Annotated in this window: 7 protein-coding genes and 1 pseudogene; 6 read left to right on the plus strand and 2 right to left on the minus strand. The window is 54.6% G+C overall.

What is annotated here, in order from left to right; all coding sequences use genetic code 11:
* Nucleotides 1-12 precede the first annotated feature (12 nt).
* Nucleotides 13-2223 carry a cellulose biosynthesis cyclic di-GMP-binding regulatory protein BcsB gene (locus tag KDX30_RS18075; protein ID WP_231677110.1) on the minus strand — a complete coding sequence of 737 codons (2211 nt, stop codon included), beginning with the start codon at nucleotides 2221-2223 and terminating at the stop codon, nucleotides 13-15.
* A gap of 34 nt (nucleotides 2224-2257) precedes the next feature.
* Entirely contained in the window at nucleotides 2258-3490 is a 1233-nt protein-coding gene (wecB, locus tag KDX30_RS18080) for a non-hydrolyzing UDP-N-acetylglucosamine 2-epimerase (RefSeq protein WP_027900480.1), read from the minus strand.
* 882 nt (nucleotides 3491-4372) lie between these two features.
* Between wecB and KDX30_RS18085 the strand changes: the two are divergent.
* From KDX30_RS18085 to KDX30_RS18110, 6 genes and pseudogenes are all read left to right on the plus strand, one after another.
* Nucleotides 4373-6073 (plus strand): annotated as a pseudogene (locus tag KDX30_RS18085) (ShlB/FhaC/HecB family hemolysin secretion/activation protein).
* A 23-nt stretch (nucleotides 6074-6096) separates the two neighbouring features.
* Nucleotides 6097-13107 carry a two-partner secretion domain-containing protein gene (locus tag KDX30_RS18090; protein ID WP_231677111.1) on the plus strand — a complete coding sequence of 2337 codons (7011 nt, stop codon included), beginning with the start codon at nucleotides 6097-6099 and terminating at the stop codon, nucleotides 13105-13107.
* Nucleotides 13108-13115: 8 nt separating this feature from the next.
* Entirely contained in the window at nucleotides 13116-13481 is a 366-nt protein-coding gene (locus KDX30_RS18095; RefSeq protein WP_231677112.1) for a hypothetical protein, read from the plus strand.
* A gap of 781 nt (nucleotides 13482-14262) precedes the next feature.
* Nucleotides 14263-14613, plus strand: a complete 351-nt coding sequence (locus tag KDX30_RS18100) for a hypothetical protein (protein WP_231677113.1) — start codon at nucleotides 14263-14265, stop codon at nucleotides 14611-14613.
* Nucleotides 14614-15038: 425 nt separating this feature from the next.
* On the plus strand, nucleotides 15039-15398 hold the full coding sequence (locus KDX30_RS18105; protein WP_231677114.1) for a hypothetical protein: 360 nt from the start codon (nucleotides 15039-15041) through the stop codon (nucleotides 15396-15398).
* Nucleotides 15399-15809: 411 nt separating this feature from the next.
* Nucleotides 15810-16676 carry a PoNe immunity protein domain-containing protein gene (locus KDX30_RS18110; RefSeq protein ID WP_231677115.1) on the plus strand — a complete coding sequence of 289 codons (867 nt, stop codon included), beginning with the start codon at nucleotides 15810-15812 and terminating at the stop codon, nucleotides 16674-16676.
* The last annotated feature ends 101 nt before the right edge of the window (nucleotides 16677-16777 follow it).

Below are 16777 nucleotides of genomic sequence, written 5' to 3' on the forward strand. Positions count from 1 at the left end.
CTCAGGTTCCCGTTATTGACGATTGCGACGGGCGCTACGGCCAGCCAGCAACAACACGAGGAACAACAGAATGCCGCCCGGAATCAGCCACAGCAGGGAAGGCGTGCGCCATGCATCCAGACCTTTAGGCTCGTCGTCATCAATCATGCGGCTGCCGTTCGGGTCTTTGCTGTCCAGTGTGGTCAACACACCGTTGTTGCCCAGCACGCTGGTATCGCCGCGGGTCAACAGGATTGGTTTGGCGAATTGCGGAGCATCGCTGCCCAGAGCCTGATAGACCAGACCACGCTGACTGCCGGACTCAACCACTTGCAGCGAGGCAAGGTTGTTCAACTGGGTGACATCCAGCAAGACTTTATCTTTGTCGTTGATGCGCAGGCGGCCCTGGTCATCGACTTGCAACGCTTGCTTGCTGTCGGCGACTGGCAGTGCGAAAGCCAGGAAGGATTTTTCCGGCTTGACCGCGGTTTTCGGGTCAGCGCTGACTTTCAATTGCGCGCGCAGTGGCGAAACACCGGTGGCGCTGGCGACTGAAATCACTTGCGGCAAGCTGCTGGCCGGGTGATCAAGCCAGGTTTGCGGGACCAATACCTGAGTATCAACCGCGAAGCGTGCAGCCATGCCTGCGAAGTCATCACTTGGCGTGGTTTTTTCGAGGACGATGTGGCTGGTCGGGCGTACCGAAACCGGGAACGCCTGTGGCGTTTCCAGGCAGCGATCACTGACCGGCTGACGCTGGAAGGAAACGCGCAGGACGTTGGTCGAACCCAATGCGTAACGCGGAATGCGCGCTTCGATGCGTTGCTTCTCGCCTGTGGTATCAAGCTGCTGCGCGCCGATCAGGTAATCATTGAGGAACACCGAAGCGACCGGAGCCGTGTCCGATGCGCCAGGTGCGGCAGCGATATCAATCACCGCTTTGACCGGCAGACGCCCGTCATAAGCCACGGCGCCCAACGGGAACGAGGCGCTCCAGTCAGCCTTGGCCAACACGTCGATAGTGCCCGGCTGTCCGCCCAGTCGCGACAGCGCTACACGGCCATCGGTGTCCAGCGGAGCCTGAGCTTCGCTGATGGACAGCTGGCGGGTGCGGGCCAGTTTGTTCCAGGCCGAGCTGAACATGGTCAGCGCTTTGGTAGTGGCGTCCGGTGCAATCATCAGCATCGGGCGGCTGCCCAGCAATGCCAGACGCACGTTTTCCTTACCGGTTTTCTGGCCAGCGTTGATGTGACGCTCACGCCATTGGTTAAATGCGTCTACCGCAGTCGCGTCGCGGCCTTGAATCTGCGCTTGCAACGCATCCAGCGAATCGTTGATTGCTTTCAGCAACTGCGGATCATTGATTGCCAGGTCAGCCTGTACGTTTGGCGTCTGGCCCAGTACCAACAAGGCACCGATCTGTGCCGGGTCGCTCAGGGTTTGCGTGCCTTTGCCATTAAGGCTGGCGAAGGCCGGGATGTTCAGCAGCTCGGCCGGGATACGCAAAGCGCTCAGGTCGACGCTGTCCTGCAAAGCAGGGAAGGGCAGGATCCGCGCGTGTTTGCCGATGCGCTCCAGAGCCACACCGAGACGCCATGCGGCGTCGTAGCTCTCAGCAGACAGGCTGCCCGGAGCAACCATGATGCCTGGCTTGCCAGGGAGTGCATTCCACGCCGCGCCGATGTCCTTCAGATCATTGGCATCGTAGCTGTAGGTCAGACGGGTCGCTGGATCGATACGCAACACATTGCCGATCACGCGTTCGTCTTCGCACAGTACGCGGGAAACGATCGACGACCAGGCGACGCCCAATCGCACCGAACCGCTGTCGCGGGCGGCCTTGTCAACGCCCAGGGTAGCGCTGGCGTTGCCTTGCGGCTCGGTCAGGCCTTCGGCGCGTACCGGGAAGCCGTCCAGCGACAGCAACATGGTGTTGCGTCCGCCTTCGCCGTTCAGGTAGCTGGCGTCGAATTGCAGGGTTGCGTCAGTCAGCGGTACACCGGCCGGAACCGGAAGATACAGCTCGCGGCGCGAGTCAGTGGAGCCGAGGATGATCGGCGCATCGATACCCAGATCGCTGAGACGGATCTCGCGCTGCTGTTGGGTATCAGTGTTCAGCCGGTTGATTGCCTGAGTGAGCGGGCTGTCCGCGGCCAGGGCGAAATTCGGCATGAGCGCGAGCAGGCTCACGCCACAGGCTAGGGCGCTGAGCGCGCCCGATTGGGTGGCAACGGAAGACTTCATTCAGGCAGATCTCGGGCTGTTAAGGGGCGAATGTTTATTGAAATGTGGAAACTGGCCGGGTGAATTCCGGGTTCGGAATCATCAGGGGCAGTTCAATGTCTCGCGGCGATTTGCCCACCACGAACTCATGCATGGGTCTGCCCAGCAGAACGTCGACAATCCGAGAGCTGGCCTTGCCATCACCATACGGGTTGGCCGCCTGGGAGGCGCGACGCCACAGCAGGTCATCGTCGTACAGGGCCGCAACGCCACTGATGATGGATTCTGGCGCAGTACCGACCAGTCGAACGGTGCCAGCCGCGACAGCTTCAGGGCGTTCGGTAACATCACGCATCACCAGCACTGGCTTGCCGAGGGAAGGGGCTTCTTCCTGCACGCCGCCCGAGTCGGTGAGGATCACGTGGGCACGTTGCATCAGGCGCACAAAGGCCAGATAGTCCAGCGGCTCGATCAGATGTACGTTATCCAGACCGCCCAGATGCTCGTTGACCGGGCCTTGAACGTTAGGGTTCAAGTGCACGGGGTACACGATCTGGATGTCTTTACGGCTGGCCAACTGACGCAGCGCCTTGCAGATATCAAGGAAGCCGTCGCCAAAGTTCTCACGGCGGTGGCCGGTGACCAGCAGCACCTTGCGGCCTGGCTTGATGAACGCAAACTGGCTATCAAGACTGTCACGCAACGCATGGTCCTGATCAATACGGCTGGCGGTCATCTGCAGCGCGTCAATAACCGTGTTGCCAGTGACAAACGAGCGACCTTGCAGACGCTCACTCAACAAGTTGGTGCGGGACTCGAAGGTCGGCGCAAACAACAGGTCGGCACCCAGGTCGATGCAGCGACGGTTCATCTCTTCCGGCCACGGCGAACGAATATCACCGGTGCGCAGGCCAGCTTCAACATGGCCTACCGGAATACGACGGTGGAACGCTGCCATCGCGGCAACCATGGCCGAGGTGGTGTCGCCATGCACCAGAACGCGGTCCGGCTGGAGCATTTCCAGTATCGGATCAATCGCGCCATAAAGAGCAGACGTCAGCGTATTGAGAGTCTGATTGGGCCTCATCACGTCGAGACTGAAATCAGGCGTGAGGTCGAACAGATCCATCACCTGCTTCAGCATGCTTTGATGCTGGCCGGTGACGCAGATCTGGGAGTGGACGCCAGATTCCGCCGCCAGTGCTTTAACCAGCGGAGCCATTTTTATGGCTTCGGGACGCGTGCCGAAGATCGATAGGACCTTAATCCTTGATTCACTGCGAGCGATGATGCCCTCCTCGCGCAATTTTCTTGCGCCGCACAAGTAGACAGCTCAAAGCCTGATGGCATTTTGAGCAAACTACCGAATAGTTTTTAGGCCGGGGTTAAATCGGAAGGAAGCTGATTATTCACTTCGTGTGAGATGGCGCATTGCCTTGCTCCCCGGAACTGGGCCGATTATTAGCAGCATTCGCGGTGGGCGCAAAGTTATAAATGATGTTTTTAAGAATAATTTCAGAGGGCGAAACTTTTACATTTGTAACGAGTCTTTAACAGGTTTTGTGCGGCGTTGTTGCGAGGAGGTAAAGGACGTCTTACTTTTGTTAAATATCTGTTTTTAATAGTTTTTATTATTTTTACAAACCGTTCGTCAATTGCGATTGAATCTTTTCAGTGGTGCGGTGTCGAGCTGAATTCATGTATGAATTCCAAGTCGTTTGGCTGACGCCTGTATATTGTCGTTAATGCAGAGTGTCCGACAATATCGAAAGAACCACAAGTAAAGTTTAATAATGGTTTGAACGGCTCTGATAAATGCCGGTCGGCCCGTGCTCATAATGAGGTTGTCACTCATATGAGGGTAATCACAGGACGGCTTTAATAGCAAACGAATGGTGCTGAAACTGTTGACTGCTGCGACATCACGACAAATAGAAATGAAGCGTTCAATACACCGATGCCGCGACCTGCTGATCAGACATCCTGTCTGGACTTCAAAGTCGGACAGCTCAGTCCGCTCGTGAAAACTTCGATTTAGGCCGGACCCGAGGCCTGTAGTAACTATGTATCGGCTGTGTATCAGGCTAGTACATTAATATTGACGTCAAAGTAATGGCTGCCTATTATCGCGCCGTTTTGCGATATCAATGCGCCACCACAGGGACGTCACGTGTATTTTTCCGCTACAAAACTTGCTGCGCTTCTGGCGCTTTTGGCATTGCCATTCATAGTCTATGGCGCCCCGACACCGGGTGAACAAGACGTTATTCGTGACCGTCAGGACCGCCTGCTCGAAGAACAGCGCCGCCGCCTTTAAGAGCTCAAGGATTTGCCTGGCAGCCAGAAGGCACCATCCGCCCCCGCGGCTCCGGTCGATACACGCTGCTTCCCGATTAAAACCATCCAGCTCAAAGGAGCTGACTCGTTATCAATTCGCGAGCGTGACGCGCTGCTTGAGCCTTTCGTTGGGCAATGTCTGGGCGTTGCTCAACTCAATGGCGTGCTCAAGGCCATCACGGATCATTACCTCGCCAAAGGGCTGGTAACCACGCGCGCTTACTTGCCGCAGCAGGATTTGTCCCAAGGCACGCTTGAAGTGCTGGTCGTGGAAGGCAAGCTGGAAAGCCTCAAGGGCGAAGCGGGCAGTGGCCTCTCGGAGCGGGAACTGGCGATGGCGTTTCCAGGGCGGGAAGGGCAAGAGCTGAACCTGCGCGAGATCGAGCAGTTGCTCGATCAGCTCAACCGCTTGCCGTCCAATCAGGCGCAGATGGAACTGGCACCCGGCGATGCAGTGGGCGGCAGTAATGTATTGGTCAAAAACACCCCGCAAAAGCCATGGCGTGCTTCGTTGGCGCGGCACAACGACGGCCAGAAAAGCACCGGTGAACAGCAGTGGGGCGTAGGGCTGGATTGGGACAGCCCGTTGGGGCTGGCTGATCAGTTGAACCTGCGGGGTGGGCATGATGCGGTCAGCGACCACAGGCGTACTTATCAAAGCAATATGCTCAGTTACAGCTTGCCATGGGGCTGGTGGAACTTCAGTTACTCCTACAGCGACAGCGAATACCGCACCCTCGGCCAAGGTACTGGCTTTGATTTCAAATACACCGGCGAAAGCCAGACCCACCAGTTGCGCGCCGAGCGCGTGATCCATCGTGATGCCAAGAGCAAGACGACCTTGAGCACCGGGCTCAGTCACTTGCGTACCCGCAACTTCATCGAAGACAGTGAGTTGGCGAATGCCAGTCAACGTATTACCGAGGCTCAATTCGGTGTCAGCCACGGTCGTGTAGTAGGCAGTGCTTTTGCCAACCTTGAACTGGGCATGCAGCAGGGCGTTGGTGCCTTGGATGCCATGGGCGAGGAGCGCCGCGCCAGTAACGAACCCACCGCCCGCTACCGCAAATACACCGCGACCCTCAGCTACCTGCAGCCTTTCCAGATCGGTGAAGAGCGCTTCACCTTCAGCAGCCTCGCTACCGGCCAGCGCAGCGAAGACATGCTCTACAACAGCCAGCGCTTCAGCGTCAGCGGTCAGTCAGCCGTTCGCGGCTACAAGGATCAGTTTCTTTCCGGCGACAGCGGTGGCTACTGGCGCAACGACTTGCGCTGGACCCGCCCTGTCACCCTCGACTGGTTGCAACCGGTGCTGCAGCAATACGGCGTCGGGGTCGGCTATGACCAGGGCGTCATTCGCCGTGATGACAACAGCGGCGGGCAGAACGGTCGGGTGTCCAGCAACTCTCTGGAACTGTTCGCTCGCGGCAAACACGTGTCCGCCAGCGTGACGTTCGCTCACTCACTGGAGCGACCTGTGGCACTGAGTGAGCGTGAAGCTCCGATCTATTTCCGTCTCGAACTTCTTCTCTGATCCCGCGCCAAGGAACCCTCTACATGGACGTTAAACAGCTGGCCTTCCTGGCGCGTCAACCTTCGGCCGCGCTGAATTCGCGTGAAAGCTTCTGGGGCATGCCCAAACGCGGCATTGCGCTGATCCTCGCCAACGCGATGTTCTGGCAGCCGCTGATGGTCCAGGCCGAGGGCATCGCTGTCAGTGGCGGCGGGACCAGTCTGACCACCGCAGGCAACGGTGTTCAGGTCATCAACATCGCCAAGCCCAATGGCACGGGGCTGTCCCATAACACGTTCGATCAGTACAACGTCGGCAGCCAGGGCGTCATCCTCAACAACGCCACGTCCCAGACCCAGAGCACCCAGCTGGGCGGCATCATCATCGGCAACAGCAACCTGCAGGGCACTGCCGCCACCACCATTCTCAACGAAGTCACCGGCAACAACCGCACTCAGCTCAAGGGCTATACGGAAGTGGCGGGGCAAGCCGCGCGGGTCATCATCGCCAACCCATATGGCATCACCTGCAACGGCTGCGGTTTCATCAATACCCCGCAGGCAACGCTAACCACCGGCAAGCCGGTTCTGGATCAAGGTCGTCTGGATCACTTCCAGGTCGATGGTGGCGATATCAGCCTTGAAGGCGCTGGTCTCAACGCCAGCAACATCGAACAGTTCGACCTGATTACCCGTTCGGCAACACTCAACGCCAAGCTCTACGCGAAGAAACTCAACGTCGTCACCGGGCGTAACAAGGTCGACGCGAAGACTCTGGATGCAACAGCCCTGGCCGACGACGGCAGCGTAAAACCCGAGCTGGCCATCGACAGCAGTGCGCTGGGCGGTATGTACGCGGGTTCGATCAAGCTGGTGGGCACTGAGCAAGGCGTGGGTGTGAGGCTCAACGGCGAGCTTGCCGCCAGTGCTGGTGATATTCAGCTTGATGCCAATGGCAACCTGCGAATGGCTCAGGCTTCAGCCAACGGCACCGTCAAGATCAAGGCTGACAGCCTGGATGTGCAGGGTGTGGTGTCCGGCAATAGCGTCGATCTGCAAACCACGCAGGCGCTCAACGTCCACCAAAACATCGTGGCGCGGGATAAGGTCACCCTCACAAGTGGTGGGCAACTGACCAACAACGCGGTCATCGAGTCCGGGGTGGATGCTGATAATAGTCGCAACACCACAGGCGATATCAGCCTGACCGCAAAAGACCTGCGTAACGTCGGCAGTGTGGTCGCCAGCCGGGACTTGAAAGTCAAAACCACCCAAGACCTCAATAACGACGCCGGAACACTGGCCAGTAACGCCGCGCTTGAACTGGAAGTTGACGGCCTGCTGTCCAACCAGAACGACGGTCTGATCTACAGCCGCAACGCCAACACGAAAATAAAGGCAGGCTCACTCGACAACAGCAAGGGCACGCTGCTCGCCGCACAAGGTCTGGATGTCAACGTCACTGGCGATATCGCCAATCGCAACGGGCGAGTCATTGCCCGGGACGGTGTACTCAGTGTCAAGGCCGCCAACCTGAATAACGCCGGTCAGCTAACAGGCAAATCCGTTGATCTTGCTGTGATCAATGCGCTGAACAATCGCGATGGCTCCATCGAAAGCGACACCACGCTGACCGTCAGTGCTGCCAGCGTCGATAACCAGAACGGCACTTTACGTGCGGTGGGCACCAGTGGCCTGACGCGCTTTAGTATCGGCGGCGCTTTCGATAACAGCGACGGTACCGTAGAGACTGCGAACAACGCGCTCGAATTGTCCGTTGGCAGCCTGATCAACACCGGTGGCAGCGTGCTACACATCGGCCGTGGCGATTTTGGCCTTTCAACCCGCACCGTCATGCGCGCCGGCGGCAGCCTTGTCACCCATGGCGATCTGACCCTTAACGCCGACAGCTGGATCAACAGCAGCGTGATCCAGGCCGGGCGGCTGATCGTCAATGTCGACCACTTCACCCAGACCGCCGACGGCCAACTACTGGCCTCCACCGAGCTACAAGGCAGCGGAGTCGACTGGACCAACAACGGTTTGATTGCCAGTGACGGCGATCTCATGATTGACCTCAGCGGTGAATACGCCGGAGCCGGACAAGCCACTAGCCAGGGTGATCTGTGGCTCGATGTGGGCAGCCTGAAGCTGGCCGAGGCGGGGCGGATCACCGGCGGCGGTACAACGGACGTCTACGTCAGTGGCGCGCTCAATAACGCCGGGCGCATCAGCGCCAGTCAGGACCTGCTGATCAATGCAGGATCTCTCGAAAACCGAGGCACTCTCAGCGCTGCTGAATACGTCACGATCAACACCGGAGAACTGCTGAACGAAGGCGGTTTGATCTTCAGCGGCGCGGACATGGAACTGCGCGGCACCAAGGTCACCAACCGTTTTGGTGATATCTACAGCATGGGTGATCTGACCATCGCCAAAAACGCCGCAGGCGACCGTGCGCAGGTCATCGAAAACATTTCCGGCACACTCGAAAGTGCCGGTGACATGAGCCTGTCCGCTGACGCCGTCACTAACCGCAAGGATGTCCTGGCCCTCGCCAATAAGCGAGTCAATGCCTATATCACCCACAGCTGTTCGCACTGCTCGGATGAGTGGAACGTCTGGTACTACGTCAACGAAATCTATGAGCGCACCGTCACAGAGGATTCAGCGTCCGCGTTCATGACCATTGGCGGCAACCTTACCGTTACTGGTACCAGCTTCCTTAACCAGTACAGCTCGGTATCGGCGGTCAAAGACATCGACATCACCGTCGACGATTTCAAGAACGAAGGCACCACGTTAGCGACCATCACCTACCGCGCTCATTACCGAAACCCCGCTGACCAGGAACCGGGCAGCATCTATCTTGGGCTGATTGATCCGGGTGGAGCGGTCAACGAATTCAACAAGTACAGCGCCAAATACGTGCCGTTGTACCGACGCGCTGATGGCAGTTATTTCTACCAGCAGGAGAGCGGCTTAAGTACCACGCTCAACCCTGATTACGACCCTACCAAAAACATGCCGGTGCCCACCGCTGTGACCCGGTATGGCGTGTTTTCCGCAACCCAGGTGACCACACCGGGCAAAAGCATCGATGCCGTGATTCAGTCCGGTGGCGACACCACCATCGTCGCTGACGACGAGTTCAACAACAGCATCCAGAAAGTCAGCGCCCCCATCGTCACCAGCGACAGCCAGGTCGATGCATCCGGCGCACTGCAGGCCACCACACCTTTTATTGCCCAGCTCAACACCCAGCTTCCGGCAGACCTGGCTCAACAGCAGGTCGACCCGCTGACGTTGCCGGGCTTTGTGATCCCCGACAGCGAAAATGGCTTGTTCCGGCTCAGCAGTGGGCCCACTAGCCAGAACATCCCCGATGCCAACGGTCAGGTCACCCCGCACAAATACCTGATCGAAACCAACTCAGCACTCACCGACCTCAAGCAATTCATGAGCTCGGATTACCTGCTGGATAAGCTGGGTTATGACCCCGCACTCAGCGCCAAACGCCTGGGTGACGGCCTCTACGAACAGCGTCTGATCCAGCAAGCCATCGTCGCCCGCACCGGTCAGCGTTTCATCGACGGCCAGACCTCCGACGAAGCGCAGTTCAAATACCTGATGAACAACGCTGCTGCCAGCAAAGACGCGCTGAATCTGTCCGTGGGCGTGACCCTGACCGCAGAGCAAGTCGCGGCCCTGACCGATGACATCGCCTGGATGGAAGAGCGTGAAGTAAAGGGCGAAAAAGTGTTGGTGCCTGTGCTCTATCTGGCTCAGGCCGACAACCGTCTGGCCCCGACCGGAGCGCTGATTGCGGGTAACAATGTTTCGCTGACTTCCGGTGCCAATCTGGAAAACGCCGGAACGCTGCGTGCCGGTAACAACCTGTCCGCCCTGTCGGGCAAAGACTTGATCAACAGCGGCCTGATGCAGGCGAACGCCCGCCTGGATGCGTTGGCTACAAACAACATCGCCAACCAGGCGGGCGGCATCATCAAGGGCAACGACGTATCGATCACCTCGCTTTTCGGCAGCGTGCTCAACGAACGTACCGTCACCACCTATGCGGGCAGCAACACCAGCGGCAAAGGCAACTGGAACTGGTCCCAGGACTTCGTCGACAACGCCGCCCGCATCGAAGCGGGCAACACGCTGGGCATCAATGCCGCAGGTGATTTCACCAGCATCGGCAGCGTGCTCAGCAGCGGCGCAGACATGAAGATCGACGCAGGCGGCAGCGTCAACATCCTCTCGACCCAACAAAACAACCGCATCGCCGACGGCGAGTCCCACGACGACTCCACGATCCGTCAGCACGCCTCGCAAGTCATTGCAGGCGGGTCTCTTACCGTAAACGCCGACAACGACATCACCGCCGTCGCCAGCCAGATCGAAGCCAAAACCGACGTCACCCTGACCGCTGGCAAGAACCTGACCCTGGCCTCAGCCGCTGACGAAGATCACACGTACACCAAAGGCTCAAGCATCACCCGGCAGGAAGATCATGTTCGCCAGGTTGCAGCGACCGTCAAGGCGGGCGGGGATGTGAAGCTGAGTGCGACTGAAGACTTGACGATGATTGCCAGCCGGATTGCGGCGGGTGACGAAGCCAGTCTGATCGCGGGTAAAGACCTCAACATCCTCGCCGCACAAAACAGCGACTACACGCTGTTCGACATGAAAAAAGAGGGCGGTTTCGGCAGTAAGGAAACCCAGCGTGATGAAGTTACGCAAATCACCCATGTCGGCAGCGAGATCACCACGGGTGGCAACCTGACCCTCAAGAGTACCGGGGATCAGCTGTATCAGGCGGCCAAGCTCGACAGTGGAAAAGACCTGACGATTGATAGTGGTGGGGCGATTACGTTTGAGGGTGTGAAGGATCTGCATCAGGAGAGTCACGAGAAGAGTAGCAACAGTTTGGCCTGGACCTCTATGTCGGGTAAGGGCAATACCGACGAGACCTTGCGCCAGACCCAGATGATTGCCAAGGGAGAACTGGCAATCAGGGCTGTTGATGGCTTGAAAATCGACGTCAAGGAAGTCAACAAGCAAACGGTAAGCCAAACCATTGATGCCATGGTCAAGGCCGATCCGCAGTTGGCGTGGCTGAAGGAAGCCGAGAAGCGCGGGGATGTGGATTGGCAACTGATCAAAGAGACACACGACGCCTATAAGTACAGCCACTCAAGCCTGGGCCAGGGCGCGATGTTGGCGATCATTATCATTGTGACCATCGTCACTGCGGGAACTGGCACTGCTGCGACAGTTGGGGTCGCTGCCAGTGACGCTATGGTGGCAGCAGGGTTTGCAGGCGCTGCAACTGCTGCAAGTGCCGCGGCTGTTGCGAGTTTTTCTGCCGCAGTTGCACAAGCTGCCGTCAGCGTAGTGAACAATAAAGGTGACTTGGGCGCGGCGTTTAAGGATGTTACGTCTGCGGACGCGATGAAAGGCTACCTGATCAGCGGGCTCGCGGCTGGTTTCGCAGCCGGGGTACTCGACAAGTCATTTGGCGTTAAAACTGCGGATTTATCTAAGGCTACCCACGGTTTCGAACTTGGAACCATGGATGGTTTTACCAAATTTGCAGGCTATACCGCTGCTCAGGGAGGCTTTAACGCGGTTGCAAATACCGCAATCAATGGCGGGAGTCTCAAGGATAACCTGGCTCAAGTCGCAATCAGCTCTGCAGCCGATGTATTGACGGCAGGTATCTACAACAAACTTGGGTCCCAGCTGGTGTTCTCCGGACTTACAGCGAAAGTAGGTGCGCATGCTCTGGTTGGCGGGTTGATTGCAGAGTTGGCGGGAGGGGATTTCCGGACCGGAGCATTGGCCGCAGGGGCAAACGAGGCATTTGTTGCTTCGGTAGGCGACAAGATATTTGCCGAAAACTCTCGCGACCAACTGCTGGCGATGACCTCTCAACTGATTGGGCTAACGGTCGCTGCGGCTGCGGGAGGGTCTGATAAGGATCAGGCTGTTGCGTCATGGGTTGCTTCACAGGCAACGAAGTTCAACAGTCTTGATCACCCGACGGCCGAGAGACTACTTGATCAGTTGAAAGCGTGCAGCGCTAACCGCTGTAGCGCAGATGAGCAGCGCAACCTGATTGCAAAGTTCGAGAAAATCTCGGCCGACCGTTCAGCCCTGCTGGCGGCTTGTCCTACTGCTGAATGTAGGGAAAATATTCGAGCCAATACGATAGCGTTGGATGATCCCGTCGCCCAAGAGTTGGTGGCTTGGTATCGGGAGCGTGTTTCGTACGATATGGTCGGTCTGCTGACGGGGGATCCGAGCCAGATCGCAATGCCAGCACAAGGGTATGATCCTTGGGGGGCAAAATATGTAACAGATGACCAAATAATTCTGGCATTGAATATTCAGCAGAATACGCTGACCCCTGCTCAGCAGGCTTACCTGGACTCGTGGAATAAAGAAACGGGCTGGATGGACCGGGCTGTAGGGCGAGTATTGACGGTTGCTGAAAAAGCAGAAATGCTTGTATCGCTTGGCAACGCTATGCTGACGGAGGGCTGGGGGAAAGCCTCGAGTGGTAATAGCGCTTCTGGAAATGGAGTTGTTCAAGGTGGAACCGGTGCTGGTCCAAAAGTAACAGTAGGTCCTGCAAAAGTTGAACAAGCGCCAAGCTTTTCAAATCAATTTCCAGATCACGCAATAGGTGCACCAACACTTATCTCGGATACGAAATTGACGCAGGGAGCGGGCAAGTATAATTATGTTGTTCTTGAGGGCGGTGAGCTCTTGGTTGGTCGTAGGAGTAAGGATGTTGGTGGTGGTCATATCGATCTCGCAAACGGTAAGCCGGTCATAGCAGCAGGAGAGGTGAAGATTTTGAATGGGAAGGTTAAATATATTGATAATACGTCTGGGCACTATGAGCCGTCTGGTCCCGCTGCTCAGGCTGCGGCCGAAAAAGCTTTTTCCCAGAAAGGCCTTGATGTAAACGGGACGTACATAGAAAAAATCTGGTTGCCAAATCCGAGTAAACCTAGCTCGGGTGCTTGGGTGCCCAAAAAATGAGTGACGTCATGGAACAGTTTGACGAACTTTGCGACGCGGCAATGGCTGCTTTCGGCGAGGAGCTAGGAACGTCGTATGAGTCGTCTTTGTTGAGGGTGTTAGAGTTTGTTAAGAGTAATTTGGAGTTTAGGAAAAAATTCATACCCAGATTTGAAGCTATATTAATGTCGAACAACTCCCCCTTCGAGGTCGTGGCATTTTGTATGCGCGAGCTTCAGTGGCCGGAAATAAAAGACTTTGTAATTTTGGAGATGGACCTCTCGCAAGATCCTAGAAGCGAAGTTTTGCGAGATGTCCTCACGGCATATGATGAGTTTTGGCCCGATGCAGACTTGTATAAATATTATGATGATGAGGATGATGGTCCTAAGTGATTTACGAGGGGCGCGCCAACCAGAGAAAACGAGGAAAAACGGGGTCAGACCACGATTGTTTTATTCGATCTTTAATAGTTTTGTTTTTTAAATGATTAGGTTGTACTTGATCGTGGTCTGACCCCAGTTTCTCCAGTGTGGATCGAAAACAGGTTATTGGTCTTGTTGATGACGCGTGGGCCTCGAGGGTTGGGCCTTGTACGCTACAAGCTAACGGCAGCCGTGTATGGGTTGTCGACATGGGGCGGCAAGTCGGAACGAGCGGACAAGCCTCGATTCAGATTGTGGTTCGCGATGGAACAACTCAAGTTATCACGGCTTTCCCGAAATGAAACTCTGTCCTTTCTGTCTGCAAGATGTTGTTTGGCGTGTTCGGCTTAAAACTATCCCCGAGCATCGTTTCTTAATGTGCTTCGAATGCGATTCAGTATGGCTTGAAGATCAACCCGTTTCAGATCTGGTAGGAACGGTTTTTGACAAGCACATGCAATCACTTGGGCTCGCACCGGATTGGAAAGACATCGAGAAGATCGAATCGTTGGAGTGATCCTGCCCATCCAAAGGAAAAACGGGGTCAGACCACGATTGTTTTATTCGATCCTTAATAGTTTGGTTTTTTAAATGATTAGGTTGTGCTCAATCGTGGTCTGACCCCAGTTTCTCTCAAGATGTGGTAAATGGAAATTATAGACCTGGTAAGAACGTTGCAACTTTGGACGATTCATGCTGTGTAACAAAAAAACCAGTTGATATGCACGTCCCTATTAAACAGGACTAACTTATGGACTTTGAAGCACTTAAGCTGAAATTGAGAGATGTGGACGGTGTGGTTTTTGATGACGTATCTAGGTTTCTAGAGAGATTGTCTATAATGATATCGACAAAAAATAATAAATATTTTGTTTCTTGTTTGCGATTGCCTGATGAGCATGAGATGAGTTTGATTGAGGGTTTGTATGGATTTTTAGTTCCTTTTTTAGTTGATTCTACAGAGCTGCAATGTGATATCTATTGTTATGATTTTGAGAAAAAAGAAGATCCTAATATTGTAGTTTTTTCAAGCGATGGTATTGTCAGCAGATGGGAGTCAGCTACGGACTTCATAAGATGGTTGAAGCGGGCAGGTGAATAGAATAAGTTGTGAAAAAATCAAACTTAGGCGAAAGAAAACGAAGAAAAATGCGGTCAGACCATGATTTTTTTTTAGCTGTTCGGTTTTTCTGAGATTATTGGTTTGTGCTTAATCGTGGTCTGACCCCGATTCTTCCCGATTCTTCCTCGGATTGTGGAAGGCTATGGGTGTTTTGGAATGGGTTTGATGCAGATCCGTTTTGTTACGCTCCGGAGTAAACGTGTGGAAAGGCTGAAAAAACGGGGCCAGATCACGATTTTAATTTAATAGTTCGGTAATCGTGGTCTGACCCCAATTTTCCCGACCAGAGGTGGCGTATCTGTTGTGGCAATTCGAGATCCCCATGGGAGCCAATATTTTAGCCCCGTAAGTACGTTTGAAAAATATTTTACCGGTGAAGTTGCTGTTCCTCGGAGTGCGCTAAAGTGATATTAAATATAAAGTTTCCACGAAATCTTATTGCGGAAAATCTGGTTGTTCAGGAGCGGATACCATGCCTGTGTAAGGTTTCAGATAAATTTGAAATATTATTCCAATCTCCGATTGTGGTTGCTGAAGGTATAGTGATCGGTTGGGATCGAAAAAAGCTGGAGGAGCGTGCGCTTGCTGGTGCTGGTGGGGCATACACCCACTGTGCTTCAGGGCTTATTACATTAAAAAAAATAGAGCCCGATAAATTTAGTGTTTATGAGTTGTTGTTATTTTATGCTGATTTTGGATGGTGCCCGGTTATAGTTGACGGAGATTATGCTGTTCCGAAGAAATTCTGGGGTGACGATTTTTAGGAGCGGAGAATATGGAGGAAAATGGGTCAGGCCACGATTGTTGTATTCGTTCTTAATAGTTCGGTTTTTCTGAATGATTGGTTTGTGCTTAATCGTGGTCTGACCCAGTTTTTCCAAATTGTCAGTAATCCCAAGAAAGGGTGGCAATGCTAGCCTCGCAAGCACTAATGACGGTAAACAGGCTAGCGAAAGCTGAACACTGGGATCCGGGCGGCTTGAGAAGGCGGTGGGGTTGGACTCTGCACGAGACATCGCAAGCGCGATTAAGACTGGACGCATCGAGATCTGGGTTGTAAGGACGGGGGCAAATGGGTCGACTGAAATCCAAGTGCTTGATTCTTTAGGTAAGCCCAAGGCCATTGATACGTCGAAGATACTTTCCACCAATACAAATCTTGCTGGAGCAGAACCATGATCCGAGATTCCATAGCTGACGTTAATTACTGGCGTGAGCGGGTTGCTAAGGATGTGCTCTGGATAGAGAAATCGGGAGAACTATTGTCTCGACCTTCACAGAATCCTGTTTACGACTCCCAGTTTTCGTTTGATCTATCAAAAGATATCTTACGTCTAATGCTTAGACGATACTCCCAAGGCGATCCGATATCTGAAATAGGTTTATCTTTCTCAAAGTTATTGGATGCTTGGGAGTTGTCGAATGACTTGGCCGAGCAAGTGTGTGCTGAGCACAAACTGCAAACTTGTCGTGATTGGGTGTTTGATGTTTCTAATCTCAACCATTATATCTGGTGTTTTTGGTTGGTCGGGTTGGCGCTCGCATTAGGTATTCCCGACGAGCAGTGGAACCGATTGTTGATGCTCATAGCTCAAGAAGGCAAAGACACTTTGTTGGATCGCATAATTGCTAGTCGCCAAACTTCACGCATTATTGGTGATGTTCTTTTGCATGCCAAACCTTATGCGCGACTGCTGAAAGCCATTGATGCGTCCGAAGATCAGCAGGCATTTCTGCTGCATGATTTTGTTGATGCTTGGTATCCGGAGGTCAACCGACGCGGCAAACAGCAGCCTTGGTGGTACCACTACGGTGATCCTGAAAAAAATCCGCTTGAGATGGGCAGCTATTTCGGTCGTTGGTGCATTGAGGCGATCGCTGCCGTCGAAGCTTTCAAGCTGGATGACAGCCGATGTGTTGGGCATCCGCACTATCCCGGCGACCTACTTTGTCCTGAGGTGGCTGGCACTCACGGACCGCAGAAGGAAGGCAAAAAAATCCGAAGTCTGCGGGAGGCCTTTGGACGTTGGTTCACGAGGTAGTAGAGTTGTGTGACGGAAAAACGGGGTCCGGAAAAACGGGGTCAGACCCCGATTGGTTTTAATAATTTGGTTGTTTTTAAGTTGGTAGGTTTTACTTAATC

It is taken from the genome of Pseudomonas quasicaspiana (assembly GCF_021147825.1).
Classification (GTDB): domain Bacteria; phylum Pseudomonadota; class Gammaproteobacteria; order Pseudomonadales; family Pseudomonadaceae; genus Aquipseudomonas; species Aquipseudomonas quasicaspiana.